Annotated in this window: 25 protein-coding genes; 6 read left to right on the forward strand and 19 right to left on the reverse strand. The window is 74.4% G+C overall.

Features of this window, described 5'->3' with window-relative positions:
- From SM418_RS29090 to SM418_RS29105, 4 genes are all read right to left on the reverse strand, one after another.
- Positions 1–891, reverse strand: an 891-nt coding sequence (locus SM418_RS29090; RefSeq protein WP_371944344.1) for an FGGY family carbohydrate kinase, incomplete at its 3' end; no start/stop codon positions are given.
- 35 nt (positions 892–926) lie between these two features.
- On the reverse strand, positions 927–1,772 hold the full coding sequence (locus SM418_RS29095; RefSeq protein ID WP_371944343.1) for an MIP/aquaporin family protein: 846 nt from the start codon (positions 1,770–1,772) through the stop codon (positions 927–929).
- Positions 1,773–1,969: 197 nt separating this feature from the next.
- Positions 1,970–3,682, reverse strand: a complete 1,713-nt coding sequence (locus SM418_RS29100; RefSeq protein WP_371944342.1) for a thiamine pyrophosphate-binding protein — start codon at positions 3,680–3,682, stop codon at positions 1,970–1,972.
- A complete protein-coding gene (locus SM418_RS29105) occupies positions 3,679–4,452 on the reverse strand; it encodes a cyclase family protein (protein ID WP_371944348.1) in 774 nt (257 codons plus the stop codon). Before SM418_RS29105 ends, SM418_RS29100 begins: the two co-directional genes overlap by 4 nt.
- Before the next feature lie 266 nt (positions 4,453–4,718).
- On the opposite strand from SM418_RS29105, the gene SM418_RS29110 reads away from it, so the two are divergent.
- Positions 4,719–5,564: a siderophore-interacting protein gene (locus SM418_RS29110; protein WP_371944341.1), complete on the forward strand. Its 846-nt coding sequence runs from the start codon at positions 4,719–4,721 to the stop codon at positions 5,562–5,564.
- A 66-nt stretch (positions 5,565–5,630) separates the two neighbouring features.
- Here SM418_RS29110 and SM418_RS29115 read toward each other — a convergent pair whose 3' ends face one another.
- Together SM418_RS29115 and SM418_RS29120 are read right to left on the reverse strand one after the other, a co-directional pair.
- Entirely contained in the window at positions 5,631–6,986 is a 1,356-nt protein-coding gene (locus tag SM418_RS29115) for an ABC1 kinase family protein (RefSeq protein ID WP_371944340.1), read from the reverse strand.
- A gap of 92 nt (positions 6,987–7,078) precedes the next feature.
- On the reverse strand, positions 7,079–7,717 hold the full coding sequence (locus SM418_RS29120) for a QsdR family transcriptional regulator (RefSeq protein ID WP_371944339.1): 639 nt from the start codon (positions 7,715–7,717) through the stop codon (positions 7,079–7,081).
- 90 nt (positions 7,718–7,807) lie between these two features.
- Between SM418_RS29120 and SM418_RS29125 the strand changes: the two genes are divergently transcribed.
- Both SM418_RS29125 and cphA read left to right on the forward strand, forming a co-directional pair.
- Positions 7,808–8,644, forward strand: a complete 837-nt coding sequence (locus tag SM418_RS29125) for a cyanophycinase (protein WP_371944338.1) — start codon at positions 7,808–7,810, stop codon at positions 8,642–8,644.
- A 2-nt stretch (positions 8,645–8,646) separates the two neighbouring features.
- Complete coding sequence (gene cphA, locus SM418_RS29130) at positions 8,647–11,286, forward strand: cyanophycin synthetase (RefSeq protein ID WP_371944337.1); 2,640 nt, start codon at positions 8,647–8,649, stop codon at positions 11,284–11,286.
- Here cphA and SM418_RS29135 read toward each other — a convergent pair.
- From SM418_RS29135 to SM418_RS29185, 11 genes are all read right to left on the reverse strand, one after another.
- Positions 11,283–12,086 carry a phosphatase PAP2 family protein gene (locus SM418_RS29135; protein WP_371944336.1) on the reverse strand — a complete coding sequence of 268 codons (804 nt, stop codon included), beginning with the start codon at positions 12,084–12,086 and terminating at the stop codon, positions 11,283–11,285. The two genes, cphA and SM418_RS29135, sit on opposite strands and share 4 nt — an antisense overlap.
- Positions 12,087–12,167: 81 nt before the next feature.
- Positions 12,168–14,363, reverse strand: coding sequence for an MMPL family transporter (locus tag SM418_RS29140; RefSeq protein WP_371944335.1), 2,196 nt, complete (start codon positions 14,361–14,363; stop codon positions 12,168–12,170).
- Between the two features lie 141 nt (positions 14,364–14,504).
- Positions 14,505–15,662 (reverse strand): 4-hydroxybenzoate 3-monooxygenase, encoded by a 1,158-nt coding sequence (locus SM418_RS29145; RefSeq protein WP_371944334.1) that lies wholly within the window; start codon positions 15,660–15,662, stop codon positions 14,505–14,507.
- 51 nt (positions 15,663–15,713) lie between these two features.
- Positions 15,714–16,526: an IclR family transcriptional regulator gene (locus SM418_RS29150; protein WP_371944333.1), complete on the reverse strand. Its 813-nt coding sequence runs from the start codon at positions 16,524–16,526 to the stop codon at positions 15,714–15,716.
- Between the two features lie 172 nt (positions 16,527–16,698).
- Complete coding sequence (gene pcaC, locus SM418_RS29155) at positions 16,699–17,091, reverse strand: 4-carboxymuconolactone decarboxylase (protein ID WP_371944332.1); 393 nt, start codon at positions 17,089–17,091, stop codon at positions 16,699–16,701.
- Positions 17,088–17,888 carry a 3-oxoadipate enol-lactonase gene (pcaD, locus tag SM418_RS29160; RefSeq protein WP_371944331.1) on the reverse strand — a complete coding sequence of 267 codons (801 nt, stop codon included), beginning with the start codon at positions 17,886–17,888 and terminating at the stop codon, positions 17,088–17,090. The genes pcaC and pcaD overlap by 4 nt, the downstream gene beginning before the upstream one ends.
- The gene (gene pcaB / locus SM418_RS29165; protein WP_371944330.1) at positions 17,885–19,072 is read right to left on the reverse strand and encodes a 3-carboxy-cis,cis-muconate cycloisomerase; all 1,188 of its coding nucleotides are present in this window, start codon (positions 19,070–19,072) and stop codon (positions 17,885–17,887) included. Before pcaB ends, pcaD begins: the two co-directional genes overlap by 4 nt.
- Positions 19,062–19,613 (reverse strand): protocatechuate 3,4-dioxygenase subunit alpha, encoded by a 552-nt coding sequence (gene pcaG / locus SM418_RS29170; protein WP_371944329.1) that lies wholly within the window; start codon positions 19,611–19,613, stop codon positions 19,062–19,064. Before pcaG ends, pcaB begins: the two co-directional genes overlap by 11 nt.
- Positions 19,613–20,278, reverse strand: coding sequence for a protocatechuate 3,4-dioxygenase subunit beta (gene pcaH / locus SM418_RS29175; protein WP_371944328.1), 666 nt, complete (start codon positions 20,276–20,278; stop codon positions 19,613–19,615). Before pcaH ends, pcaG begins: the two co-directional genes overlap by 1 nt.
- A 265-nt stretch (positions 20,279–20,543) precedes the next feature.
- The gene (locus SM418_RS29180) at positions 20,544–21,533 is read right to left on the reverse strand and encodes a sigma-70 family RNA polymerase sigma factor (protein ID WP_371944327.1); all 990 of its coding nucleotides are present in this window, start codon (positions 21,531–21,533) and stop codon (positions 20,544–20,546) included.
- A gap of 176 nt (positions 21,534–21,709) precedes the next feature.
- Positions 21,710–22,207, reverse strand: a complete 498-nt coding sequence (locus SM418_RS29185) for an XdhC family protein (protein WP_371944326.1) — start codon at positions 22,205–22,207, stop codon at positions 21,710–21,712.
- A 155-nt stretch (positions 22,208–22,362) separates the two neighbouring features.
- Here SM418_RS29185 and SM418_RS29190 point away from each other — a divergent pair, with 155 nt between their 5' ends.
- From SM418_RS29190 to SM418_RS29200, 3 genes are read left to right on the forward strand one after another with little or no spacing between them, the layout of a single operon-like run.
- On the forward strand, positions 22,363–22,917 hold the full coding sequence (locus tag SM418_RS29190) for a universal stress protein (RefSeq protein ID WP_371944325.1): 555 nt from the start codon (positions 22,363–22,365) through the stop codon (positions 22,915–22,917).
- A gap of 44 nt (positions 22,918–22,961) precedes the next feature.
- On the forward strand, positions 22,962–23,606 hold the full coding sequence (locus tag SM418_RS29195) for an adenylate kinase family protein (protein WP_371944324.1): 645 nt from the start codon (positions 22,962–22,964) through the stop codon (positions 23,604–23,606).
- Positions 23,603–24,442 (forward strand): 1-aminocyclopropane-1-carboxylate deaminase/D-cysteine desulfhydrase, encoded by an 840-nt coding sequence (locus SM418_RS29200; protein ID WP_371944323.1) that lies wholly within the window; start codon positions 23,603–23,605, stop codon positions 24,440–24,442. The genes SM418_RS29195 and SM418_RS29200 overlap by 4 nt, the downstream gene beginning before the upstream one ends.
- Positions 24,443–24,481: 39 nt before the next feature.
- On the opposite strand, the gene SM418_RS29205 is transcribed toward SM418_RS29200, so the two are convergent.
- Positions 24,482–25,555 carry an acyl-CoA dehydrogenase family protein gene (locus SM418_RS29205; protein ID WP_371944322.1) on the reverse strand — a complete coding sequence of 358 codons (1,074 nt, stop codon included), beginning with the start codon at positions 25,553–25,555 and terminating at the stop codon, positions 24,482–24,484.
- A complete protein-coding gene (locus SM418_RS29210; protein WP_371944321.1) occupies positions 25,552–26,745 on the reverse strand; it encodes an acyl-CoA dehydrogenase family protein in 1,194 nt (397 codons plus the stop codon). The genes SM418_RS29205 and SM418_RS29210 overlap by 4 nt, the downstream gene beginning before the upstream one ends.
- Positions 26,746–26,789: the final 44 nt, after the last annotated feature.

Here is a 26,789-nt window from a genome sequence, read left to right on the forward strand (position 1 = left end):
CTGGTAGCAGACGGTCGTGAGCATCCCCGCCTTGGACCGGACGAGCTCCTCGCCCGTGTTGAGGAGCAGGAAGTTGCCGGTGCCGTAGGTGTTCTTGGCCTCGCCGGGGGCGAAGCACACCTGCCCGACCGTCGCCGCCTGCTGGTCGCCGAGGATGCCGGTCAGCGGCACCTCGCCGCCCAGCGGCCCGTTCGCGCGGGTCGCCCCGTACGGCTCGGGCGCCGAGGACGGCTTGATCTGCGGCAGCATCGAACGCGGGATCCCGAAGAACGACAGGAGCTGGTCGTCCCAGGTCAGGGTCTCCAGGTCCATCAGCATGGTGCGGCTGGCGTTGGTGGGGTCGGTGACGTGCACGCCGCCGTCCGTCCCGCCGGTGAGGTTCCACAGCACCCACGTGTCGATGTTGCCGAAGATCGCGTCGCCGTTCTCGGCGGCCTCGCGAACCCCGTCGACGTTCTCCAGGATCCACTGGACCTTGCCGCCGGAGAAGTACGTGGCGGGCGGCAGCCCGGCGCGGTGCCGGATCGTCTCGCCCCGTCCGTCGCGTTCGAGCGCGGACGCGATGCGGTCGGTGCGGGTGTCCTGCCAGACGATCGCGTTGTAGTAGGGGCGTCCGGTGCGGCGGTTCCACACCACGGCGGTCTCGCGCTGGTTGGTGACGCCGAACGCGGCCAGATCGGTGTGGCTCAGGTTCGCCTTGTTCAGCGTGGTCTCGACGACGGCGCGGGTCCGCTCCCAGATCTCGGTCGGGTTGTGCTCGACCCAGCCCGCCCGCGGCAGGATCTGCTCGTGCTCCAGCTGGTGGCGGGCGACCTCGCCGCCGCCGTGATCGAAGATCATGAAACGGGTGCTGGTCGTGCCCTGGTCGAGGGCTCCGACGAAGTCGGCCATGGACTTCTCCCTTCGTTCCGGCGGGCGGGACCCCGTCAGGAATCATCCTGGTCCAGGGTGGGCTCAAGCGACGGGGGCACTTCCTCCTCTTGCGGGATGTTGCGCCCGATGAGCAGCATGTAGAGGGCGGCGCCGAGGAGCCCGCCGATCAGGGGCGCGGCGATGGGCACCCAGAAGTAGAAGTGCCCGTACTGGTCCCTCCACGCGCTCCCGTATCCCGTGGCGTACTGGGCGAGGCGGGGGCCGAGGTCGCGCGCCGGGTTGATCGCGTAGCCGGCGGCGGAGCCGAACGCCATCCCGATCGCGACCACCACCAGCCCGATGATGAGCGGGGCCAGGTTGGCCAGCGGCGGCGCGTTGCGCGGGTCGACGAGGACGAGGACGAGGAAGAGCAGGATCGCCGTGCCGATGATCTGGTCGCGGAACGCGCCCCAGGTGTGGATCGGCAGCGTCCCGTTGCCGGGCATCGTGGAGAACACGAACTGGGTCTTGGCCGTCAGGCCGGGATCGAACTTGTGCAGGATCTCGGTGTAGTTCCACCGGACGATCAGCGCGGCCACGAAGGCGCCGAGAACCTGCGCGAAGCAGTACGGCAGCACCTTGCGCCACGGGAAGCCCCAGAAGGCGGCGAAGGCGACGGTCACCGCCGGGTTGATGTGCCCGCCGCTGATCCGCGCCGAGGTGTAGACGCCCAGCGTCACGCCGATGCCCCACGCCCAGGCGATGGCGTCGTGACCGCCGAGGCTCTGCGGCAGGCCGAGGCCGCTGCCCGCGACGACCTGGGCGACGACGCCGCAGCCGAACAGGATGAGGATCATGGTCCCGGCGAACTCCGCGGTCATCTCCCGGAGGAGGTCGGGGACCATCGGCCGTCGCGTCATGTCTCCTCCTGGACGTGCGACACAAGGCACAATCGCGGCGAACCTGGACATGCCCGAAGACGTGGGGCAACAGGTCCCTGTCGACGATGTCGAGGCCACACGCCGCCCATCACATCCCCCCGCCTCATGATCGAGATGGGAGTGATGCTTCCCAGGAGGAGCCGCGTTACACGGTCGGTGACCGCGGCATTACACGGTCAGTGACCGCGGAACGCCTCCGCCAGCCACCAGGCGGGCCGGCCTCGCGTGACCTTGGCGTCGACGACCATCGGCCGGTCCCGCGGGCCGGCCAGCCAGCCGGCCACCGCGGCGAGGTCGTCCGGGCGCCGGACGGTCGCCGCCGCGCAGCCGAAGCCGCCTCCGACGGCGGCCAGATCCACCGGCGGGAACGTCACCGTGTCGAGCGGATGCCCGCCCGGGCCGAAGTGGTGCACCTCCGCGCCGTACGCCTCGTCGTCGTAGACGACCACGAGCAGGCCGAGCCCGAGCCGGACGGCGGTCTCCAGCTCCGCGACCGACATCAGCGCGCCGCCGTCGCCGAGCGCGGCGACGGTGAGCCGGTCGGGACGCGCCAGGGCGGCGCCGATCGCGGTGGCGAGGCCGAGCCCGACCGACTGGAACGCCTGGGTGAACACGAGCCCGTCGCCGTCGGGGACGTCCAGGAACATCGCGGGGTAGCCCATGAAGTTGCCCGAGTCGACGGCGACGGTGCGCTCGCGGGGCAGCATCGCGTCGAGGGCGATCGTCAGCGTCCGGGGGTCGATGCGGGGCCCGCCCGCCCCGTCCCCGCCCGCCTCGTCCCCGGCGTCCGGGTGCTCCTCGTACGGGACGTCCTGCCAGCGTCCCTCGCGGGCGAGCAGCTCCGCCACCTCGGGCGTCCGGTAGCCGGCGGCCTCATGCCCGCGCGACCGCAGTTCGGCGGTCACCGCCCGCGCCGTCTCGGCGGCGTCGCCGATCAGGCCGAGGTCGACCGGGCGGTGCGCGCCGAGGGCGCGGGCGTCCACGTCGACCTGCACGACCTTGGCGTCCGGGCCGACGAGGGCGCCGTGCCGCGTCGTCCACATGGTCAGGGAGCAGCCCCAGCCGACGATCAGGTCGGCGCCGCGGATCAGCGTCGCGGCGGCCGGGGTGGCGAACCCGCCGCTGACGTCCAGCGCGAACGGGTCGCCGGTGAACAGGCCGCGCGCGACGGCGGACGTCGCGGGCAGCGCGCCGCAGCGTGCGGCCAGCTCGGCGAGCGGCTCGCGCGCGCCCGACAGCCGGGCGCCCCGCCCGGCGATGAACACCGGCCGCCGGGCCGCCTGCAGCGCGTCGGCGAGCCGGGCGACCGCCACCGGCGGCGGCACCGGCAGCGGCGGGATGCTGGGCGGTGCCGGCCGGCGGCCCGCGGGCGGCGCGGACCGGCGCGCCCGCTCGTCCGGGAGCGCGGCGCCCTGCACGTCCAGCGGCAGGCCGAGCAGCACCGTGCGGCGCTCGGCGACCGCCGTCCGGCAGGCGCGCGCCACGTCGTCGAGCGCCGTCTGCGGCGAGTGGACCCGCTCGGGCACGGCTCCCACGGCCGCGGCGATCGCCGCCTGGTCGATCCGGAAGTTCGACCGGACCGCGGCGGCGGCCACCTCGCCCGCGACCACGAGCAGCGGCGTGCGGCTCTTGGCGGCCTCGGCGATGCCGGTGACCGCGTTGGTGAGGCCGGGCCCCTGGTGGACGGTGACGACGCCGAGGCCGCCGCTCATCCGCGCGTAGGCGTCCGCCATCGTCACGGCGCCGCCCTCGTGCCGGGCGGCGACGTACCGGGCGCCGTTCGCGACGAGCGCGTTCGTGACATGGAAGTTCCCGCTGCCGACGACCCCGAAGGCGGTGCCGGCGCCGAGCCGCGCGAGGGCCTCCCCCACGGCCTCCGCGACGTTCATCGCTCGATCAGCGCGAGCACGCGGGCGGGGCTGCCGGAGCCGCCGACGATCGGCAGCGGCGAGGCGAGCAGCACGGCGCCGCGGGCGGGCAGCCGGTCCAGGTTCCGCAGCTGGGTGAGGCCGTACTTGCCGGCGCCGAGGAAGTAGGAGTGGCAGGGGAACGGCGGGTCGAACCCGTGCGCCGCGCCCGCGTCGGTGCCGACGGTCTCCACGCCGAGGCCGAGGACGGGGGTCTCCTCGGCGAGCCACCGGGCGCACTCGGCGGAGATCCCGGGCGTGTGGGGGCCGTTCTCGTCGGCGTTGAGGAAGGTGTCCTGGTCGCCGGACCGCGCGTCCCAGCCCGTCCGGTAGAGCAGCCAGCCGCCGTCCGGGAGCGGGCCGTTGGCCTTCTCCCAGTCCCGGACGTGGTCGATCTCCAGCAGGAAGTCGGGATCGTCCGCGACGTGCCCGGAGGCGTCCAGCACCACGGCCGGGGCGACGAGGCGGCCGGGCGGGACCTGCGCGACGTCCTCGCCGTCGCGGCCGGTGGCCCAGTGCACGGGCGCGTCGAAGTGGGTGCCGACGTGCTCGCCGGTCTCTATGTCGTTCCAGTACCACGCGGGGCCGCGGTCGTCGTACCGGCTGATCTCCTTGAGCCGGAAGGGGACGGTGTTGGCGAAGGGCTCGGGCAGCCGGAGGATCGGCGTCCGGTCCGACAGCGGCGCGGTCAGGTCGACGATCTCCACCGAGCCGTCGGCGACGGCGGTGAGCAACTGGGCGAGCACGGACATCATTCCTCCGGGCACGGGCGGCTGAGGGGGTCGCGGGCCCCCCGAACGTATCGCAGAAGGCCCTGCTCGGAGGGTCGTCCGGCCCAGGCCGCGCGGGTTCCCCGCCGCCCGGGCCGCATCGAGGGGCCACATCGAGGGGCCACATCGCCGGACCGTCCGCCCGGCGGTGATCCGGCACCCGCCGCGGGGCGAGAGGCGGGAACAAACCAGGCGTCCTCGCAGGTTAGCCTTGCCTAATACTGTGATCCGGATCATCGGAGGACTGCATGGCCACGGAACCGGCACGCAAGGGACGCGGGATCCACCGGGGGACGGTGCTGCGCACCGAGCGCCTCACACCGCACATGATCCGCGTCGTCCTCGGCGGCGCCGGGCTCGCGAACTTCGACGCGGGCGAGTTCACCGACCACTACGTGAAGCTGCTCTTCCCGAAGCCGGAGGTCGCCTACCCCGAGCCGTTCGACATGGAGCGGGTGCGCGCCGAGCTGCCGCGCGAGCAGTGGCCCAGCACCCGCACCTACACCGTCCGCGCGTGGGACGCGGAGGCGCGCGAACTGACGATCGACTTCGTCCACCACGGCGACAAGGGGCTCGCCGGGCCGTGGGCGGCGGGCGTCCGGCCGGGCGAGGAGATCGCGTTCACCGGCCCCGGCGGCGCCTACGCGCCCCGCGCCGATGCCGGCTGGCACCTGCTCGCCGGCGACGAGAGCACCCTGCCCGCGATCGCCGCGGCCCTCGAACGCGTCCCGGCCGGGGCCCCCGCCCGCGTGTTCATCGAGGTCGCCGGGCCCGAGGAGGAGCAGGACCTCCGGGCGCCGGACGGCGCCGAGATCGTCTGGCTGCACCGGGGCGCCGGCCAGACCGGCGACCTCCTGGTGGAGGCCGTCCGGAAACTGGACTTCCCGGACGGCGTGGTGCACGCGTTCGTCCACGGCGAGGCCGGCTTCGTCAAGGAGCTCCGCCGCCACCTCCGCGTCGAGCGCGGCCTGCCCCTGGAGCGGCTGTCGATCTCCGGCTACTGGCGCCGCGGCCGCGACGAGGACGGCTGGCAGGCCGGCAAGCGCGACTGGAACCGCCAGGTCGAGCAGGAGGAATCCGCGGCCCTGTCCTGAACGCGGGGACACGATCCCGGTGGACGCTCCGCCGCCCGCGCTCTCCGGCCGCTCCGGACGGGCGGGTCAGGCGGTGGCCTCGGTCTGGTCGTCCAGAGGCGGGTCGTCGTCGGCGAAGCCGGGGAGCCAGCGTTCGGCTTCGCCGCGGAAGGCGCCCTCGGCCTCCAGTTGGCAGAGGACGCCGCCGCAGCCGGAGAGGGCGCGGCTGACGGCGAGGTACTGGGGCGGCAGGCGGAAGGCGCGGGCCAGTGCGCCGGGACGCATGTCGGACGCGAGGCCGAGGCCGCGGGCGGTCTGCTCGCGGAGCCAGTCGCGGGAGTAGCGGAAGCGCTCCACGGCGAACGGGGCCGCGTGCGGGGCGACGAGGGCGGCGACCTCGTCGGGGTCCACCTCCGCCTCGGGGGCGAGGAAGCCCTCCTCGCAGAGAGCGTCGACGATCTCGTCGGGGTCGCCGAGGGTGCCGATGCGCAGCAGGCGGCCGATCGACCACTGGAGTTCGGCCGGGACGTGGGCGGCGCCGCCGAAGTCCAGGACGCCGAGGCGGCCGTCGTCCAGGAGGCGGAAGTTGCCCGGGTGCGGGTCGATGTGGATCATCTCGCAGCGGGCCGGGCCGGACAGCAGGAAGCGGAACAGCAGCAGGCCCGCGCGGTCGCGGGCGTCCTGGTCGCCCCCGGCGATGACCTTGGCGAGCGGGGTGCCGTCCAGCCACTCGGTGACCAGCACGTTGCCGGACTGGGCGACGACGGCGGGCACGGCGAAGTCGGGGTCGCCGGCGTAGGCGTCGTGGAAGGCGGTCTGCGCGCGGGCCTCGTCGACGTAGTCGAGTTCCTTCTCCAGGCGGCGTTTGAGGTCGGCGACGACGGGCTTGACCTCGACGCCCGGGAACAGCGGGGTGAAGAGCCTGCTGAGCCGGGCGATCTGGTTGAAGTCGCTCATCAGGGCCTGCGCGGCGCCGGGGTACTGCACCTTGACCGCGACCGTCCGGCCGTCGTGCCAGACGGCCTTGTGGACCTGCCCGATGGACGCGGCGGCCGCCGGGCGGTCGTCGAACTCGGCGAACCGGTCGCGCCAGTCGGCGCCGAGGCCCTCGGCGAGCACCGCGTGGGTGGTGGCGGCGGGCATCGGGGGCGCCGACTCCTGGAGCCGGGTCAGGCTGGCGCGGAACGGCCCGGCGATCTCCTCGGGCAGCCCGGCCTCGAAGATCGACAGCAGCTGGCCGACCTTCATCGCGCCGCCCTTCAACTCGCCGAGCACGGCGAACAGCTGCTCGGCGGTGCGGCGCTGGACCTCCAGCGCGACGGCCTCGGCGGGGCGGCCGAGGGTCCGCTTGCCGAGCCCGAGGGCGGTGCGCCCGGCGAACCCCAGCGGGAGGGTCGCCAGCTTGGCGGTGCGCGTCACCGCGCGGCGGGGGATGTCACTCACGGCCCGGCCGTCCCTCTTTCGACGATGCGTCCAATGACTAAGCCTCTCATGGCGAGCGCGTGCCACATAGTGGTCACTCCCCCGCAAAGGATTCAGCGTCGGGCCGGACCGGAAGATTCCCGGCCGTCCGTCCCGGCGCCCGGCGCGCACGGGCGCAGCAGCAGCTCGACCACCTCCAGGGCCTGCTCGATCTCCGGCCGGCCCCCGCCCAGGTAATGGGCGTACATGAATGAGTCGGCGACCCGGACGATCGCCTGCGCGAGCGTCCGGGTCGGCAGCGGGACGCGCAGCGCGCCGCGGTCGATCTCCGCCTGCAGCTCCCGGGTCAGCAGCTCGGTCGCGCGGTCCTCGATGGTGCCGGGCATGGTGGCCAGCCGCATGAACAGCCGCGGCTCGCGCTCGGTGAACGCCTTCAGCGGCGCCGCCTCCACGACCGCGCGCATGAACCGCTCCAGGACGGCGAGGATCCGCGCCCCGCCGGCGCCGCCCACGCCGCGCACCGCGACCCGGTACGTCCGCTCGGTCATCTCCGCGAGGACCGAGCCGAGGAGCTGCTCGCGGCTGCCGACCCACCGGTACAGGGTCGCGCGCCCGACCCCGAGCTCGGCGGCCAGCGCGGACATGTCGACCGGCTCGCCCCGCAGGTAGTGCGCGGACGCGGCGGCCAGCGCGGCGGACGGCCCGGCCGGGGACCGGGCGGGGACGTCCGGCGGAACGGGGCTGCCGCTCATCCGCACAGCATGGCACAGCGGCGGGACCGGCCCGCCCGCTCTCCCCGCGATCGGGCGACTACCCTGCGCAACCAGGGGTAGCTAGCTGACGTGAAGGCCAAAAACGGGGGTGCCGGACGCAAGGGCCGGCTGCTGATCATCGGTGGTGCGGAGAACCGGACCTGCGGGTCGGGGCCGCTTGAGACGTTCGTGGAGCTGTCCGGCGCCGAGGACGCGCGGATCGTCGTCGTGACGACGGCGACGGAGGTGCCCGAGGAGGTCGCCGAGGAGTACACGGCCGTGTTCGGGCGGCTCGGCGTGCCGTCGGTCCGGGAGCTGCGGCTGCTCGGCCGGGCCGCGGCCGACGACGCGGCGACGCTGCGCGCGCTGGACGCGGCGACCGGCGTGCTGTTCAGCGGCGGCGACCAGTCGCGGATCCGGACGCTGGTGGGGTCGAGGACCAACGAGTTGCTGAAGCGGCGGCTGGACCAGGAGGGCCTGGTCATCGCCGGGACGAGCGCCGGCGCGACCGCGATGGGCCACTGGATGATCCTGGGCGGGCACGGCCACGAGGTCGCCGCCTCCAGCGTGAAGGTCGGCCCGGGGCTCGCCCTGCTCGACAACGTGCTGATCGACATGCATTTCAACGAGCGGGGACGGCTGCCGAGACTGATGAGCGGCATAGCGCTGGACACCCGGCTGCTGGGCGTCGGGATAGACGAGGACACGGCGATCGTGGTGGGCGACGGCCAGTTCGAGGTCGTCGGGACGGGGGTGGTCACGGTCGTGGACGCCGGGCAGTCCACCATCGCCTACGCCGCCTCCGACGACGAGCCGATGGCGATGTTCGACGTCTCGCTGCACCTGCTGCCGGCCGGCTGCGCGTTCCAGATGAACGACAAGCTGCCCGCGATCGGCAACATGCGCGGCCCGGACGAGGAGGACTAGCCGTGCGGCTCGATCACGTGCGCCGCCTGAGCGGCCCGAACGTCTACCTGTCCCGTCCCGTCGCGATCGCGCGCCTGGACCTGCAGGGCCTGACCGGTCACGAGACGACCGACCATCCCGGTTTCGCCGCGCGGCTGGTGGAGGCGCTGCCGGGCCTTGCCGGGCACCACTGCTCGGCGGGCCGTCCCGGCGGTCTGCTGGACGCGATGGCGCGCGGCACCTATTTCGGTCATGTCACCGAGCACGTCACGCTGGAGCTGTCCGGGCTGATCGGCCGCGAGGTGTTCTTCGGGCGGACCGTCCTCGCGGGCGGGCCCGGCGACTACGAGGTGGTCCTGGAGTGCCCGCGGGACGAGCCGGCGGACAGCACGGTCGTGGAGCGCCTGATCACGCTCGCCGTGCGGACCGTGACCGGCGCGCTGGAGGGGCGGGTGCCCGACATCTCCGGCGACCTCGCCGAGATCGCCGCCGAGCACGAGGGCGAGCGGCTCGGGGTCAGCACGGCCGCGCTGGCGCGGGCGGCGCGGGAGCGGGGCGTGCCGGTCCGCCGCGTCGACGACCTCAACCTGCTGCGGCTCGGGTACGGGCGGTACCGCCGGACGGTGTGGGCGGCGATGACCGACACCACCTCGGCGATCGGGATGGAGGTCGCGGGCGACAAGCGGCTCGCGCACCGGGTGCTCGCCGACGCGGGCGTCCCCGTCCCCGAGGGGCGGGTCGCGGCGTCGCCCGCGGAGGCCCTGGAGGCGCTGCGCGAGGCGGGCGGCCCGGTGGTCGTCAAGCCGCTCGCCGGGCATCAGGGCGAGAACGTCCACATCGAGCTGACCGAGCCGCCCGAGGTCGTGGCCGCGTTCGCGGCCGCCGCCGGGGACGAGGGCGCGGTCCTCGTCGAATCCTACATCCCGGGCAAGGACTACCGGGTCCTGCTGGTCGGCGGCCGGGTCGTGGCGGCGGCCGAGCTGACCGCCGCGTGCGTGACCGGCGACGGGACGGCGACGGTCGCGGCCCTGGTGGCGCGGGTCAACGCCGACCCGGCGCGGGGCGAGGGCCACGACCGGCCGCTGACCCGGCTGGCGCTCGGCCCGACGGAGCTGGCGCTGATGGCGCGGCAGGGGCACGGCCCGGACTCGGTGCCGGGCGACGGGGAGCGGGTGTGGCTGCGCCGCAACGCGAACCTGTCCACGGGCGGCACCAGCCGGGACGTGACCGGCGACGTGCACGACGAGGTCGCCGCCATGTGCGTGCGGGCCGCCGCGGCCGTCGGCATGGACGTGTGCGGCATCGACCTGCGGCTGCCCGACATCGCCTCGCCGCCGCCCGCCGAGCGCGGCGCCGCCGGGATCCTGGAGGTCAACGCCGCGCCGGGCCTGCGCATGCACCTGGCGCCGCACGAGGGGACGGGGCGGGACGTCGCCGGCGACATCGTCGACCTGCTGTATCCGGCGGGGACGCCGTCGCGGGTGCCGGTCGTGTCGGTGACGGGCACCAACGGCAAGACGACGACCGTCCGGATGATCACGCACATCCTGGAGCTGGACGGCCGGCGGACCGGCATGACCAGCACCGAGGGCGTGTACGTGGGCGGGCGGCTCGTGCACATGTCCGACGCGTCCGGTCCCCGCTCGGCCGAGATGGTGCTGGGCGACCGGTCGGTGGAGGCGGCCGTCCTGGAGACCGCGCGGGGCGGCATCGTGCGGCGCGGCCTCGGCTACGACCGGGCCGACGTCGCGGTCGTCACCAACGTCACCCGCGACCATCTCGGCGTGGACGACACCGAGTCGCTGGACGACCTGCTCGACATCAAGGCGCTGGTCGCCGAGGAGATCCGGCGCGGCGGCCACGTCGTGCTGAACGCCGAGGACGAGGCGTCGGCGAGCATCGCCGAACGTCCCGGCGTCCGGGGGCGCGATCCGGTGGTGCGCTTCTTCTCGCTGTCGGCGGACGCGCCGGTCCTCGCGCGCCATCTGCGCGGCGGCGGCGTCGGCTACCACGTGGCGGACGGCTGGCTGACCGAGGCCCGCGGCGACCGCCTGACCCCGATCCTGCCGGCCGGGGAGGTGGCGGGCGCGTTCGGCGGGGACGCCGTCCACGTCCTCGCGAACGCGCTGGCCGCGTCCGCCGCGGCCCGCGCCCTCGGCGTCCCGGTGGACGTGCTGGCGCGCGCGCTGCGCTCGTTCGATCCGCACACCCGCAATCCCGGACGGGGCTGCGTGTACCAGGTCGGCGACAACCCGGTCCTGGTCGACTACGCGCACAACCCGGCGGCGGTCACGGCGATGGGCGCGTTCGTCGAGCGGCGGTGGGGCGCGGCGGGCGTCGCCGCGGTCACGCTGCCGGGCGACCGGTCCGACGAGCTGGTCGGCGAGACGGCGCGGGCCCTCGCCGGGGCGTTCGGCCGCGTCGTCGTCTACGAGGACGAGGACCTGCGCGGCCGCCGCTCGGGCGAGATGACCCGGCTGATCGTCCAGGGGCTGCGGGAGGTCCGCCCGGAGGTGCGCCACCATCCGGCGGGCGACCTGAAGGGGGCGCTGACCTCGGCGCTGGACCTCGCCGAGCCGGGCGAGCCCGTCCTGCTGCTGTACGAGAAGCTCCAGCCGGTGACCGAGCTGCTCGAGACGCTGGGGGCCGAGCCGGCCCCCTAACCGGACGCGGCCCGCCGCGCCCCGGGCGGGCGCAGGAGCAGGACGCTGACCGCCAGCAGGGCGAGCACCACGATCCCGTCCAGCCAGTAGTGGTTGGCGGTGCCGACCACGACGGCGACCGTCACGACCGGGTGCAGGAGCCACAGCCAGCGCCACCGCGTCCGGGACGTGAGGATCAGGCCGAGCGCGATGACGGCCGCCCAGCCGATGTGCAGGGACGGCATGGCCGCGTACTGGTTGGCGACCGTGTCGGTCTGCGGCGGCCCGTACACGGCCGGGCCGAACCGCGCCGCGGTGTCGATGAGCCCGGTCGTGGGCAGCATCCGCGGCGGCGCCAGCGGGACGAGCAGGTGCACGACGAGCGCGACGGCGGTCAGCGCGACCATGACCCGGCGGACCCACCGGTAGTGGACGGGCCGCCGCAGGTAGATCCAGAGCAGGAACAGGATCGCTGCCGGGAAGTGCACGTACGCGTAGTAGCAGTTGGCCGCGTTCACCAGGAACTGGCTCTGCATCAGGCCCTGCTGGACGCCGGTCTCGCTCGGCAGGTCGAGGAGGCGCTCCAGGTGCCAGACGCGGTGGGCGTTGTCGAACGCCTCCCCGACCCGCCCGCTCGCCAGCAGCCGGCCGAGCTTGTAGACGGTGAACAGCGCGATGATCAGCAGCAGTTCGCGGACGGCCCGGGGCCGCCCGCCGGGCCGCCCGCCGCCGTCCGCGTCCCGCCGCCCCAGACGGCAGGGGAACCGGCGCGTCCGCGCCGACGCGCCGCCCGCCTCGGGCGGTCGGTCGAGAAGGCTCACATCGCTGTCCTTCGGTTCGGGGCCGGGGCGGGTCCGGCCCGGGCGGGGGGATGGTCCGGGCGGGGGGACGGTCCGGGCCGGTCAGGTCCGGGCGGGGGCCGGCTCCCGCTCGCCGGCCCTCCCTTCGGCGTCATCGAGCAGATGCCGAAGCCTCTCACCTTCCACGTCCACGTTGGGCACGAGGCGCGCCAGCCACCTCGGCAGCCACCACGCGGCGCGGCCGGACAGCGCCATGACGGCGGGGACGATCGTCATGCGGACCACGAAGGCGTCCAGGGCGACCCCGGCGGCCAGCGCGAACCCCATCATCTTGATCATCGGCTCGGCGGAGGCGATGAACCCGGCGAACACCGCGATCATGATGACGGCGGCGGCGGTGACGACGCGGGCGCCGTGCCGGAACCCGGTGACGACGGCCTCGGTGGGGGCCGCGCCGTGCACGTGCTCCTCGCGCATCCGGGTCACCAGGAAGACCTGGTAGTCCATGGCGAGCCCGAACACCACGCCGATCAGGAAGATCGGCATCATGCTCATGATCGGGCCGGTCTCGGCGACGCCGAGCAGCCCGGCGAGCCAGCCCCACTGGAAGACGGCGACGACCGCGCCGAACGTGGCCGAGACGGTGAGCAGGAATCCGAGCGTCGCCTTCAGCGGCACGAGCAGCGACCGGAACACCAGCAGGAGCAGGACGAACGCGAGCCCGACGACGACGGCGAGGTAGGGGGCGAGCGCCTGGCCGAGCTTGGCGGAGACGTCGATCGCCATCGCGGTCTGCCCGGTCACCATGGCCTGGACGCCGGTGGCCTCGCCGCGGTCGCGGATGCCGGAGACGAGATCCTCGGTCTGCTCGGTGCTGGGCCCGCTCTCGGGCACCACGCTGAGGACGGCGGTGTCCCCGGCCTCGTTCACGACCGGCGGGGTCACGGCGGCGACGTCCGCCATGCCCTCGACCTCGCCCGCGAACCGCTGGGCTGTGTCCCCGGCCTGGCCGCCGTCCCCCTGGACGACGACCATCAGCGGCCCGTTGAAGCCGGGGCCGAAGCCCTCGGCGAGCAGGTCGTAGGCCTTGCGCTGGGTGGTGTCGGACGCGGCGATCTCGTCGCCGGGCAGGCCGAGCCGCAGGTCCAGGGCGGGCGCGGCGATGACGCCGAGGCCCGCGATCGCGGCGAGCAGGACCGGCAGCGGGCGGCGGACGACGAACCGGGCCCACCGCTCCCCCGCGGGCGCCCGGCCCTTCCGCGGCCGCCCGCCGCGCAGCCCGGGGAGCCGCCCGCCGAGCACCCGGCGGCCGGCGAAGCCGAGCAGCGCGGGCAGCAGGCTGAGCGCGATGAGGACGGCGACGACCACGGCGAACGCGGCGGCGAGCCCCATCTCGGTGAGGAGCGGGATGTCGACGACCGCGAGCCCGGCGAGGGCGATGACGACGGTCAGCCCGGCGAACACCACCGCGGACCCGGCGGTGCCGGCGGCGCGTCCGGCGGCCTCCTCGCCGGGCCGCCCCTCCTCCAGTTCGTGCCGGTAGCGGGAGACGATGAACAGGGCGTAGTCGATGGCGACGGCCAGGCCGAGCATCAGCGCGAGCGTCGAGGTCGTGGAGCTCATCTCGAACAGGCCGGTGGCCGCGGTGATCGCCGCCATCGCGATGCCGACGCCGAGGATCGCGTTGAGCAGCGGCAGCCCGGCGGCGACCAGCGACCCGAACGTGACGACCAGCACGACGGCGGCGATCGCGATGCCGATGATCTCGCTGGCGCTCTGCTCGGGCATGCCCTCGGTGGCGGTGCCGCCCATCTCGACCTGGAGCCCGGCGTCGTGGCCGGGGGCGGCCGCGGCGGCGAGCGCGTCCCGCGCCTCGTCGGTCACGTCGATCGGGGTGACCTTGTAGGTGACCTGGGCGTAGGCGATCCGCCCGTCCTTCGACACGGCCCCGGCGCCGTACGGGTCGACGACGGAGGCGACCTGCGGCGCGGCCTTCAGCTTCCCGACGACCTGCTCGACGGCCTCCTTGCCGGCCGGGTCGGTCACCGTGGACCCGGCGGGCGCGGCGAAGACGACCCTGGCGGTGGCGCCGTCCGCGGACGCCTGCGGCATCTTCTCCTTGAGCAGGTCGATCGCCTGCTGCGACTCGGTGCCGGGGATGGAGAAGTCGCTGGACGTCGGTCCCTTCAGCGCGGCCGCGCCCACCCCCGCGAGGACGAGGAGCCCGATCCACAGCAGCGCGACGAGCCTGCGCCTGCGGTATGAGAACCGGCCAAGCCGGTACAGGAGCGTGGCCAAGGATCCCCCAGTCGTTCGCGAAACACGGACATCTCACGCGAGACTCGTCCACGCTAAACGAACTTGCCCAAGCGGCAAAATTTCAGGCGCTGTCAATTCGCGTGATGTGCATCTCACTGCGCCGCCGGGCCGGGGCCGCCCCTAGAAGATCGGGAGGCCGGCGTAGTTCTCCGCCAGGGACGCCTTCGCCGCGTCCGACGAGGCCACATAGTCCAGGTGGGAGCGCTGGAGCCGCCGCTCGAAGTCGGTCGCGTGCGGGTCCACGTGCAGCAGCGTCGTCATCCAGTACGAGAAGTGCTCGGCCCGCCAGACCCGCCGCAGGCACGCGTCGGAGTAGCCGTCGAGCAGCGTCCGCGAGCCCGAGGCGTACCGCTCGGCGAGCGCCCGCGCCAGGATGATCACATCGGAGACCGCCAGGTTGAGGCCCTTCGCCCCGGTCGGCGGGACGATGTGCGCCGCGTCCCCGGCGAGGAACAGGCGGTCGTGCCGCATCGGCTCGGCCACGAAGCTGCGCATCGGCGTGACCGACCTGTCAGTGATCGGCCCGTCGTGCAGCTTCCAGCCGTCGTCGGTCGCGAACCGCGCCGCCAGCTCGTCCCAGATCCGGGCATCGGACCAGGCCGCCAGGTCCTCGTCCGGCGACACCTGCAGGTACAGGCGGCTGACGTGCGGCGAGCGCAGGCTGTGCAGCGCGAAGCCCCGGTCGTGGTTGGCGTAGATCAGCTCCTCGGTGGACGGCGGGACGTCGGCGAGGATGCCGAGCCAGGCGAACGGGTAGTCGCGCGAGAACGTCCGCAGGCCGGGCACCGCCGGCCGGCTGACGCCGTGGAACCCGTCGCAGCCCGCGATGTAGTCGCAGTCGAGGGTGTGCGTCCGCCCGCCGCTGCGGAAGGTCACGGCGGGCGCGGACGCGTCCAGGCTCACGACCTCGGCCTCGAAGCGGACGTCGCCGCCGTCCGCGAGCCGCCGGGCGACGAGGTCCTTGACGATCTCGGTCTGCGCGTACACGGTGACCGTCCGGCCGGTCAGGTCGGTCAGCGGGACGCGGTGCCCCGCGCCGCCGAACCGCAACTCCAGCCCGTGGTGGACGAGACCCTCCCGGTCGAGGCGCTCGCCGACGCCGCTCTCGCGCAGCACGTCGGTCGTGCCCTGCTCCAGCATCCCGGCCCGCTGCCGATGCTCCACGTACTCGCGGTCCCGGCTCTCCAGGACCACCGAGTCGATCCCCCACAGGTGCAGCAGGTGCGACAGCAGCAGCCCGGCGGGACCGCCGCCGATGATCGCGACCTGGGTACGCATCGAGCCTCCTCGTCATCGGCCACCGACGATGCTCGCCGCATCGCCGCAGGTTCAGGCACCGGCCTTCCGCCCACCGGAAAAGACGTCCGGATCACCGCGCCAGTGGGCCGCGACGTCCCGGGACAGAGCGCGCGCCGCCGTCGTCAGCGGCGGCAGCAGCCGCCGCAGGTCCGCCCCGCGGGTGCCCGCCACCAGCGACAGGGCCGCGACGACCTCGCCCGCCCCGTCCCGCACCGGGGCGCCGACGGACGCGGCGCCGAGCGTCATCTCGTCCCGGGTGACCGCGTAGCCGGAGCGGCGGACCTGCTCCAGGTTGCGGCGCAGCTTGGCCGGGTCGGTGATCGACCGGACCGCGTGCCGCGCCAGCCCGCCCGCCAGCATCTTCTCCCGCACCTCCGGCGGCGCGTACGCCAGCAGCACCTTGCCCACGCCCGTGGTGTGCAGCGGAAGCATCGCGCCGACCTGCGTCACGACCGGCACCGAGCGGGTGCCGCGCAGCCGCTCGACGATCAGCGCGCGATCCTCGCGCAGCACGCCGAGCTGCACGTTGTCGTGCGTGGCCTCGTAGAGGTCCTCCATGTGGGGCAGGGCCAGCTCGCGCAGCCCGGTGACGGCCGGGGCCTGGCTGCCGATCCGCCACAGCCGGGTGCCGATGCGGTACGTGCCGTCCGGAACCCGCTCCAGGAATCCGCCGCCGACCAGCTCGCCGACGAGGCGGTGCCCGGTCGCCGGCGGCAGGCCCGAGCGGCGGCAGATCTCGCTCAGGTTCGGGCGGACGCCGCCCTGGGCGAAGGCGTTCAGGATGGCCATCACCTTGCCCGCGACGCTCACCGGCCGCCCGCGTTCGGCCCTGTCACCACCCACCTGTCACCACCCACCTGTCACCACCCACCTGTCACCACCCACCTGTCACCACCCACCTGTCACCACCCGCCTGCCACCGCCTATGGGGCACCACCTACGGGTCACCGCTCGCAGGTCACCGCCGCGTGTCGCCTCCGGCGCGGCACGCGGCCTCCGCCCGGAGCCGCGCCCGTCACCCCTGCTCGTCGAGTACCCGCTGGGCGACGGCGAACGCCGAGTTCGCGGCGGGCACTCCACAATAGATCGCCGTCTGCAGGAGCACCTCTTTGATCTCCTCGGGCGTCAGCCCGTTGCGGACGGCGGCGCGCACGTGCATCGCCAGTTCGTCCAGGTGCCCGCCGGCGACCATGGCGGTGAGCGTGATGCAGCTGCGGGTCCTGCGGTCCAGGCCGGGACGGCTCCAGATCTCGCCCCACGCGTACCGGGTGATCATGTCCTGGAAGTCGGCGGTGAAGTCGTCCTTGCGGGCCTCGGCCCGGTCGACGTGCGCGTCGCCGAGCACCTCGCGGCGCGTCCGCATGCCCTGCGCGTGCCGCTCCCCGTCGCTCATCCGCTCCCCGCTCATCGGGCGTGTCCCTTCCAGGTGCGCTTCCAGGTGCGATCGAGGTGCGCGGTGATCTCCCGGGTGACCTCGGCCGGCCGCTCGACGTTGGCCAGGTGCCCGGCGCCCTCCACGACCGTCAGCCGTGCGTCCGGGATGCCCTCGGCCAGCAGGTCGGCGTGGCCCCGCGGCGGCGTGGGGACGTCCTGCGCGCCGGCGATCACCAGGGTCGGCGCGCGGATCCCGCCGAGCCGTCCGGTGACGTCGTACCCGGCCAGGGCGTCGCAGCAGGCCGCGTACCCCTCGGGATCGGTCGCCCGGAGCATCGCGACGTACGGCTCCGCGTTGTCGAACGCGGGGGTGAACCAGCGTCCGGCGGCCGAGTCGGCGACCGGGCCGACGCCCTCGCGGCGGACGAGCACGGCCCGCTCCCGCCACGGCCCCGGGTCGCCGAAGCGCGGGGACGTGCAGGCGAGGACCAGGCTGGCGACGCGGTCCGGGGCGCCGAGCGCAAGGGCGGCGCCGATCGCGCCGCCGAGCGACACGCCCGCGTAGGCGGCGCGCTCGATGCCGAGGTCGTCCAGCAGGGTGATGACCCCGGCGGCGAGGCCCTCGACGGTGGCCGGGCCGTCCGGCGCAGGGGCGCCGCCGTGGCCGGGCAGGTCGTAGCGCAGGACGCGCCAGTCGCGGGCCAGCGCGGGCAACTGCGGCAGCCACAGGTCCATGGACGTGCCGAGGGACGGGCCGAGCACGACGACCGGCGCTCCCTCCGGGCCGTCCAGGCGGTGTCGCGGCGCCGGCCGATGCTGCGGTGCGGTCATCCGCGGCTCCTCCGGTAGGCGTCGAGGGCCTGGCCGACGAGGACGGCGGCGGCGCCGGGCCCGGGGTCGCGCCCGAGCACACCGAGCAGGCCGTCGAGGCCGGCCCGCATCGACTCGGGGGAGACCTCCAGGCCGTCCAGCAGCTCGGCGGCCGTCTCGGCCGCGCCGCCGGTGAGGCGGAGGCATTCGCGCAGCGGCTGCCATTCGGCGTGCCACTCCCCCGCCGGCCGCTCGTGCGGCGCGGCCTGCGCGGCGAGGACCACCTGCGTCTGCGCCGGAACCTGCAGCGCGGCGGAGCGGATCAACGTGGACAGCGCCGGGTTGCGCTTGTGCGGCATCGACGACGAGCCGCCCCGGCCGGCGCCGGCGGCCTCGGCGGCCTCGCCCACCTCGCTCTGCGACAGCAGCCACACATCGGTGGCGATCTTGCCGAGGGCGCCGGCGGTGACGGCCAGCGCCGCCGCGAGCCCGGCGACGGGCGTGCGGCGGGTGTGCCACGGCAGGACCGGGCGCGCCAGCCCCGCCTCCTCGGCGTAGGCGGCGACGAGGTCGAGGGCCTGGTCGCCGAAGGCGTCGAGGGTTCCGGCGGGCCCGCCGAGCTGGACGGGCAGCGGCACGGCGGCAAGCCCTTCGCGGGCCTCCAGGCAGCCCATCAGCCAGTTCGCGGCCTTGGCGCCGAACGTCGTCGGCAGCGCCTGCCGGCCGAGCGTGCGGGCCGCCATCGGGGTGTCGCGGTACCGCTCCGCGAGCCCGGCCAGCGCGTCCAGCGCCCGGTCGAGGTGGGCGAGGACGACGCGCCTGGTCCGGGCCGCGACGAGCATGGCGCCGGTGTCGGCGATGTCCTGGCTGGTGGCGCCCTTGTGCACGTGCTCGCCGGCGGCTCCGGCGAGGGCGCGCAGGTCGGCGACGAGCGGCACGACGGGGTTGCCGGAGCCGCGGGCCCGGCGCGCGATCGCGACGAGGTCGAACCGGCGGGCGTCGGCGGCGGCCGTGATCGTCCCGGCCGCCTCCGCCGGGATGATCCCGAGGCGGGCCTGCGCGCGGGCGAGCGCCGCCTCGGCGTCCAGCATCGCGGCCAGGTAGGCGAGGTCGCTGGTGGCGGTCTCCGCCTCCGTGCCGGCCCGGACGGGGGACAGCAGTCCGGCGTCGGGCGGCGCCCCCGGATCGCGATCGTCAGAAGGCAAGGAAGACCGTCTCCCCTTCCCCTTGCAGCCGGATGTCGAAACGGTACTCGCGCTCGCCCGCCCGCTCGGCGATCAGGGTCGCGCGCCGCTCGGCCGGAACCTCGGCGAGCAGCGGGTCGGCGGCGTGCGCGGCCTGGTCCTCGGGGAAGTACAGCCGGGTGAAGACGGGCTTGAGCAGGCCGCGCGCGAACAGCAGGACGGCGATGTAGGGCGCGCCCCCGCCGGTCGCGCCGGGCTTGACGGTGCTGAACCAGTAGCCGCCGTCGGCGTCGGTGCCGCACCGGCCGAAACCGGAGAAGCCGTGCCCGGCCCGGACCCGCCCGCCCGGCCGGCGCCGGACCTCGCCGCTCCCGTCGGGCTGCCAGATCTCCAGCAGCGCGTCCGGCACCGGCTCGCCCGCGCCGTCGAGGACCCGCCCGCGCACCTGGATCGCGTCCGGCCGCCAGGGCGGCACGACCTCCGGACCGCCGGAGTAGGGCAGCGCGAACCCGAAGAAGGGGCCGACCGTCTGGGACGGAGTGGTGAGGGAAGGCGTGCTCATCAGCTCTCCATCGGGGTGTCGCCGAGGACGATGTCCCACTCGAAGCCGAGCGCCCACTCCGGCCTGGTGAGGTCCATGTCGAACCGGGAGATCAGCTTCTCCCGGTCCCGCTCGTCCGGGATCGACTGGAAGATCGGGTCGAACGCGAACAGCGGGTCGCCGGGGAAGTACATCTGGGTGACCAGGCGCTGGGTGAACGCCGTGCCGAACACGGAGAAGTGGATGTGCGCGGGCCGCCAGGCGTTGTGGTGGTTGCCCCACGGGTAGGCGCCCGGCTTGATCGTGATGAACCGGTAGCGGCCGTCGTCGTCGGTCAGGCAGCGCCCCGCGCCGGTGAAGTTCGGGTCGAGCGGGGCCGGGTGGATGTCGCCGAGGTGGGCGTACCGGCCGGCCGAGTTCGCCTGCCAGATCTCGACGAGCGCGCCGCGCACCGGCCGGCCCGCGCCGTCGAGCACCCGGCCGGTCACGATGATCCGCTGGCCGAGCGGCTCCCCGGAGTGCTGGACGGTGAGGTCCTCGTCCAGCCGGCCGAGCTCCTGGTGCCCGAAGACGGGCGAGGTCAGCTCGACGCTGTCCGGCCCGAGCTTGGGCATGATCAGCTCCTGCGCCGGGGCGCGGAGCACGGTGCTCCTGTAGCCCGGGTACAGGTACGGCGGATGTGTCATGCCCTCTTCCCTTCTGCCGCCGCGCACGACCGCCCGGGCACGGCCGGGTGCGGCCCGGTCAGGGGCGGCACTGTCAGGTGCTGCACTATCAAGTGCTGCACTGTCGCCGCGCGGATCTGCTCGCCGGTGGCGGACTGCGCCGCCGGGGCCACGACCTGGTCCATACGCCTCCCATTCCCACGTCACGGGAACCGTTCACCACCCTGGCAGTCCTGCGGGGCGTGCCGGGCGAGGGTTTCCGTCCAGTGGAAGACCGGGGGCCGGATCAGAGGTGTTCGGCCAGCCCGAACAGCGGGAACAGGCTCGTGTCGAAGAACGCCGAGACGTGCGCGACGCCGCCGGCGGTGACGCTCAGCACCTGCAGCTGGTACGCGCGGTGCACGCCCTCGTCGTCGCGCATGTAGAGCCCGAACGCCGGCTGGGCGTTGGCGGTCGCCGGGACCATCCGGATGTCGCCCGGGGCGGGCCCGCACTGGGCGAGGATGAGCCGCACGATGTCGTCGGCGCCCACGAACCATTCGGGGAACGGCGGCATCTCCCAGACGACGTCCTTCTTGAACAGCTCGATGAGGCCCGTGATGTCGGCGTCCTCGAACGCCTTGGCGTACCGTTCCAGCAGGTCGCGCCGGACGGGGTCGGTCGGCTCGACGAGCTCGTCCCGCAGGGGTGTGTCCTCCTCCAGCTGGGCCCGCGCCCGCTGCAGCGCGCTGTTCACCGCGGCGGTGGAGGTGTCGAGCAGCTCGGCGACCTCGGCCGCCCGCCACTTCAGGACGTCCCGCAGGATCAGCACCACCCGCTGCTTGGCGGGCAGGTGCTGCAGCGCCGCGACGAACGCCAGCCGGGTGCTCTCCCGTGCCGCGACGATCGTGGCCGGGTCGGCGGCGTCGGCGCCGAGGACGGTGTCGGGCGCCGGCTCCAGCCAGGGCACCTCCGGCGAGGCCACCACGGGGCGCTCCGGCTCGTCGCTCGGCGCGCCGAGCCCCGACGGCATCGGCCGCCTGCCGCGCTGGTCGATCGCGGTGAGGCACGCGTTCGTGGCGATCCGGTACAGCCACGTCCGCAGCGACGAGCGTCCCTCGAAGTCGCCGTAGGAGCGCCACGCCCGCAGGAAGGTCTCCTGGACGAGGTCCTCGGCGTCGTGGATCGAGCCGAGCATCCGGTAGCAGTGCGCCAGCAGCTCGCGCCGGTACGGATCGGCGAGTTCCTGGAAGTCGCGGTCTGTTCCGGTGGTGCTCTTCGCCATGTGGATCGTCACCTTCGTTCGGGCGGCATCGCTCGGACGGCGCGGCCGGCGGGCCTCGTCGGTCCGACCGTAGGTGACCCCACCGACAGAACGCGTGCGACCTGTGCATTCTACGCGTCCGCCTCCCCTCGCCCGGGGAGGCGGGAGATCACGGAGGCGCCGTCCGCCGCGCCCTGGGCGACCGCCCGCTAGAACTCGAAACCGCCCGGCCGGCCGTTGCGGTCGGCGATCAGCCCCGCGAGGGCCGCGATGGCGATCTCCGCCGGGGACTTCGAGCCGATGTTCAGGCCGATCGGACGGTGCACCCGGGCGATGTCGCTCGCGGGGACGCCGAGCTCGGTGAGCGCCGGGATGTGCGGGGCGGGGTGCCGCGGGTTGCCCATGACGCCGACCCACCGGACGGGCTGGGTCAGCACGTCGCGAAGGACGGGCCCGAGCTCGGGGCGGTGGTGGTCGGTGACGACGACGTCGGCGGTGCCGTCGAGGGGCGGCAGGTCGCAGGCCCCCTCGCGGTCCTTGTCGGGGTCGACGAGGAACGTCCGGTACCCGAGGTCGGCGCCGTAGCGGAGCAGGTGGTCGGCGACCGCGCCGGCGAACACCGCCACCAGCGTCCGCTCCTGCGCCGCGGGCGGAGCGTCGCCGTGCGCGACGGCGCAGGACGGGTCGGTCTCGTGCGGTGTGCCCATACCCGAAGTCTGCCGCGTGCGGCGCGGGCCGGTCCAGCGGCCACGCCTGCCCCGGAAACCGCTGTTTCCCGAGCGTGGGACTCCCTGCGCGGGGGGTGTGTGCCTAAACTGCTGGCACCTGGCGGACTGCAGGCACCGGGCGCACAGGAGGGATCGTGATCGCGAGACCGGAGGGCGGCCCCCGCATCGTGGTGGGGGTGGACGACTCCGCGGGAGCCCGCTGCGCGCTCTCCTGGGCGATCGGCGCGGCGCGGCTGCGCCGGCTGCCGCTGCTGGTCGCGCATGCGGCGCCGCTGCCGCCGCACGTGTCGGCGGCCGGGCAGCTCGGCTGCGGCATCACCGAGGCGCTGCGCGGCTCGGGCGCCGAGCTGATCGCGCGGCTGCTCACCGAGGTGTCCGGCGGCCCGCCCGACGGGGTGGAGCTGACCGCGCTCGCGCTGGTCGGCGAGCCGGGCGCCACGCTCGTGCGGCTGGCGGGCGACGACGACATCCTCGTCGTGGGGCACGGGACGCGCGGCGCGTTCTCCCGGCTGCTGCGGCCGTCGGTGCGGCTGCACTGCGCGCGGCGGGCCCGCGCCACGCTGGTGTGCGTCCAGCAGCCCGCCTTCGACACGCTGCTGGAGGGCCTCACCTCGCGGGGTGACGCGCCCGAGCACGTCTCCGACTCGCGTTTCCGCAGGCTGGGGCGGCGGCTGCGGCTGCCGCCGTGACCGGGCCCGCTCCCCGGGGACGGCGGCGCGCATAGGCTTGCCGCATGCGCAAGTACGTCATCATCGGCGCCATCGGCAGCGGCAAGGGGACCCAGTCGGGACTGCTCGCGCGGGATCTGGACATCGTCCACATCAGCGTCGGCGACATCTTCCGCTGGCACGTGAAGAACCACACCAAGCTGGGTGCGCAGGTGCGGCGGATCATGGCGGCCGGTGAGCTGGTCGGCGACGACCTGGCGGAGAACGTCGTCCGGGAGCGCCTCGACCAGCACGACTGGAACTACGGGTTCGTCGTCGACGGGTTCCCGCGCAGCCGGCGGCAGACCGAGTTCTTCCTGGAGAGCTACGACATCGACGGTGTGATCCATCTCGACCTGCCGGACGCGGAGGTCCGCCGCCGGGTGCTGGGCCGCCGGCTGTGCTCCCGGTGCGGGATGGACTACAACCTGATCGCCGACCGTCCCACGGTGGAGGGCCGCTGCGACGTGTGCGGGGGCGAGCTCGTGACCCGGGAGGACGACACCGAGGAGGCGCTCGCCGAGCGGCTGCGCGACTACCACGAGAAGACCGACCCCATCCTGGAGCTGTTCGGCCGCAAGGAGTACGTGGTGACCGTCGACGCGCGGCCCGGCATCGACGACGTGCAGCGGACGCTCCGCGAAAAGCTCCGGCTGCCGATGCCGCGATGACGTCCCCAGTGGTCGAGCTGGCCGACGAGCGTGCGGCGCGCCGAGGTCTGCGCCTGTTCCTGAAGCGGGACGATCTCATCCATCCCGAGCTCCCCGGCAACAAGTGGCGCAAGCTCCGGCACAACATCGAGCCGGCCCGCGCGCGGGGGACGCTCCTCACGTTCGGCGGCGCGTACTCCAACCACGTCCGGGCCACGGCCGCCGCCGGGAGGATCTTCGGGTTCGCGACCATCGGGATGATCCGCGGAGAGGAGCATCTGCCGCTGAACGATTCGCTGGCCTACGCCGAGCGGATGGGAATGCGCCTCGCCTACATGGACCGCGCCGCCTACCGGCGCAAACACGAGCCGGACGTCATCACCGCCCTGCACGACCGGTGGGGCGACTTCTATCTGCTGCCGGAGGGCGGCAGCAACGCCCTGGCCCTCAAGGGCTGCGCGGAGCTCGGCGCGGAAGTGCCGGGCTTCGACGTGGTGTGCTGCCCATGCGGGACGGGCGGGACGCTCGCGGGGCTGGCGGCGGGCCTGGCTCCGCACCAGCGAGCCCTCGGGTTCTCCGTGCTCAAGGGCGATTTCCTGGGCGTCGAGGTGGAGCGGCTCCAGCACGAGGCGTACGGCGAACGGCGGGGAGACTGGAACGTCGAAGGCGGCTTCCATTTCGGCGGTTACGCCAGGAAGACCCCGGAACTGGACGCGTTCATCGACGATTTCGCCGCGCGGCACGGGATCGTGCTCGACCGGATCTACACCGCGAAGATGATGTTCGGAATCCTCGCACTGGCCGGGCGCGGCGCCTTCCCGCAGGGCGCGCGGATCCTGGCCGTCATCACCGGCTAGCCGGGCGGCCCCGCGCCGAGGGCGGGGCCGCCCGGACGGTCAGGCCGGCGGCAGGTCGACCAGGGACGCGAGTGCGGCGCGGTGGTGGTCGGGCGTGCCCAGCGCGATGGAGTCGGCCTTGGCGCGCTTCAGGTAGAGGTGCGCCGGGTGCTCCCAGGTGAACCCGATGCCGCCGTGCATCTGGACGCACTCTTCGGCGGCCCGGACGGCGATCGCCGAGCAGTGCGCCTGCGCGACGGCCACCGCGATCGGCGTGTCGCCGTCGCCCGCGGCCACGCAGGACGCGGCATGGCGGGCGACCGCGCGGGCCTGCGTGACGGACGTCCACAGGTCGGCGAGGCGGTGCTTGAGGCCCTGGTAGGAGCCCACCGGACGGCCGAACTGGTAGCGCGTCCTCACGTAGGCGACGGTGTCGTCCAGGCAGCGTTCGGCGAGCCCGAGCTGCTCGGACGCCAGCATCGCCGCACCCGTCAGCAGGGCGGTGCGCACGGCGTCCGCGCCGCCCGCGACGCGCCGGGCGGGCGCGCCGGAGAAGGCGATGTCGGCGAGCCGCCGGGTCATGTCGAGCGAGGTCACGGCGGTGCGGCGGGCGTCGGCCGCGTCCACCGCGTACAGGCCGCCGGCGGCCGGGACGAGGAACACGTCCGCGGCCATGCCGTCCGCGACGCTGGTGACGTCGCCGGTCAGCGCGCCGTCCGCGGCCTGGACGGCGGTCGTCGCCGCCCCGGGCGCGGCGCTGAACGGGACGGCCAGCACCGCGATCCTCTCCCCCGCGGCCAGCTCGCCGAGCAGTTCGCGCTCCCCCGCGGCCAGCAGCGCGGCCGTCGCGATCACCGAGCTGGTCAGGAAGGGGACGGGCGCGGCGAACCGCCCCAGTTCCTCCATCACCACGGCGGTCTCCCGCCAGGTGGCGCCGGCGCCGCCGAGGTCCTCGGGCACGGGCAGCCCGGCGCAGCCGAGCTGGACGGCGACGGCGCGCCACAGCGCCGCGTCGTACGGCTCGTCCTTCTCGGTCCCGGCGAGGACGGACGTCCAGGGCGCCGTGTCGTCGAGCAGCTCGCGCACGCCCGCGCGCAGGTCGGTCTCGATCTCGCTGTACAGCAGGTCGCTCACTTGGGCAGGTCCTTCCACGCCACGTCCTTGTCGACGCGGATCTCACCGGGCAGGCCGAGGACGCGCTCGGCGATGATGTTGCGCAGGATCTCCGAGGTGCCGCCCTCGATGGAGTTGCCCTTGGCGCGCAGGTAGCGGTAGCCGGGCGAGCGGCGGGTGAAGTCGACCTCGGCGGGGCGGCGCATCGTCCAGTCGTCGTAGCGCAGGCCGTCCTCGCCGAGCAGTTCCAGCTCCAGCCCGGACACCTCCTGGTTGAGCTTGGCGAAGGCGAGCTTGGCGCTTGATCCCTCGGGCCCCGGCTGCCCGGCCGTGAGCTGCTGGCGCAGCCGCGCCCCGGTGAGCCGCGCCGCCTCGGTCTCCACCCACGCGCGCAGCACGGCGTCGTGCAGGCCGGAGGTGCGCAGCTCGGGCCGGTCGCGCCACAGCGCGGCGACGACGCCGATCATGCCGCTCTCGCGCGGGGCGGCGCTGCCGCCGATCGCGACCCGCTCGTTCATCAGCGTCGTGGTGGAGACCTGCCAGCCCTGGCCGACCTCGCCGAGCCGGTGCTCGTCGGGGATCCGCACGTCGGTGAAGAACACCTCGTTGAACTCGGCCTCGCCGGTCATCTGCCGCAGCGGCCGGACCTCGATGCCGGGCGCGGTCATGTCGCACACGAAGTAGGTCATGCCGCGGTGCTTCGGGACGTCCGGGTCGGTGCGGGTGACGAGGATCGCCCAGCGCGCCTCGTGGGCCATGGACGTCCAGACTTTCTGGCCGTTGACCGTCCAGGCGTCGCCGTCGCGGACGGCGCGGGTGGCGAGCGCGGCGAGGTCGGAGCCCGCGCCGGGCTCGCTGAACAGCTGGCACCACACCTCCTCGCCGGTCCACAGCGGGCGCAGGAAGCGGCGCTTCTGCTCCTCGGTGCCGAACGCGAGGATGGTCGGCGCGGCCATGCCGAGGCCGATGCCGTTGCGCTCCGGATGGTTCCCCGGCGCGCCGGCCTCGGCGAACGCCCGGTCCACGGCGGCCTGCAGGTGCCGCGGCACGCCGAGCCCGCCGAGCCCGGCGGGGTAGTGGACCCAGGCGAGCCCGGCGTCGAACCGGGCCCGGAGGAACTCCAGCGGCTCCATGGCCGAGGGGTCGTGTGCGGCGAGGAACTCGCCGACCCGCCTGCTCAGCTCGTCGGCGTCGGGCGGTGCTGTGCTCACAGGGCGAACCTCCGCGCGGGGCGGCGGGTGGCGGGGCGCCACCC

The organism is Actinomadura chokoriensis (assembly GCF_041463665.1).
GTDB lineage: Bacteria > Actinomycetota > Actinomycetes > Streptosporangiales > Streptosporangiaceae > Spirillospora > Spirillospora chokoriensis_A.

What these genes read in the sequence shown, in the direction of transcription:
- SM418_RS29095 (WP_371944343.1), bottom strand. Translation starts at nt 1,772, where the DNA reads ATGACGCGACGGCCGATGGTCCCCGACCTCCTCCGGGAGATGACCGCG.
- SM418_RS29100 (WP_371944342.1), bottom strand. Translation starts at nt 3,682, where the DNA reads ATGAACGTCGCGGAGGCCGTGGGGGAGGCCCTCGCGCGGCTCGGCGCC.
- SM418_RS29105 (WP_371944348.1), bottom strand. Translation starts at nt 4,452, where the DNA reads ATGTCCGTGCTCGCCCAGTTGCTCACCGCCGTCGCCGACGGCTCGGTG.
- SM418_RS29110 (WP_371944341.1), top strand. Translation starts at nt 4,719, where the DNA reads ATGGCCACGGAACCGGCACGCAAGGGACGCGGGATCCACCGGGGGACG.
- SM418_RS29120 (WP_371944339.1), bottom strand. Translation starts at nt 7,717, where the DNA reads ATGAGCGGCAGCCCCGTTCCGCCGGACGTCCCCGCCCGGTCCCCGGCC.
- SM418_RS29145 (WP_371944334.1), bottom strand. Translation starts at nt 15,662, where the DNA reads ATGCGTACCCAGGTCGCGATCATCGGCGGCGGTCCCGCCGGGCTGCTG.
- pcaC (WP_371944332.1), bottom strand. Translation starts at nt 17,091, where the DNA reads ATGAGCGGGGAGCGGATGAGCGACGGGGAGCGGCACGCGCAGGGCATG.
- pcaD (WP_371944331.1), bottom strand. Translation starts at nt 17,888, where the DNA reads ATGACCGCACCGCAGCATCGGCCGGCGCCGCGACACCGCCTGGACGGC.
- pcaG (WP_371944329.1), bottom strand. Translation starts at nt 19,613, where the DNA reads ATGAGCACGCCTTCCCTCACCACTCCGTCCCAGACGGTCGGCCCCTTC.
- pcaH (WP_371944328.1), bottom strand. Translation starts at nt 20,278, where the DNA reads ATGACACATCCGCCGTACCTGTACCCGGGCTACAGGAGCACCGTGCTC.
- SM418_RS29185 (WP_371944326.1), bottom strand. Translation starts at nt 22,207, where the DNA reads ATGGGCACACCGCACGAGACCGACCCGTCCTGCGCCGTCGCGCACGGC.
- SM418_RS29195 (WP_371944324.1), top strand. Translation starts at nt 22,962, where the DNA reads ATGCGCAAGTACGTCATCATCGGCGCCATCGGCAGCGGCAAGGGGACC.
- SM418_RS29200 (WP_371944323.1), top strand. Translation starts at nt 23,603, where the DNA reads ATGACGTCCCCAGTGGTCGAGCTGGCCGACGAGCGTGCGGCGCGCCGA.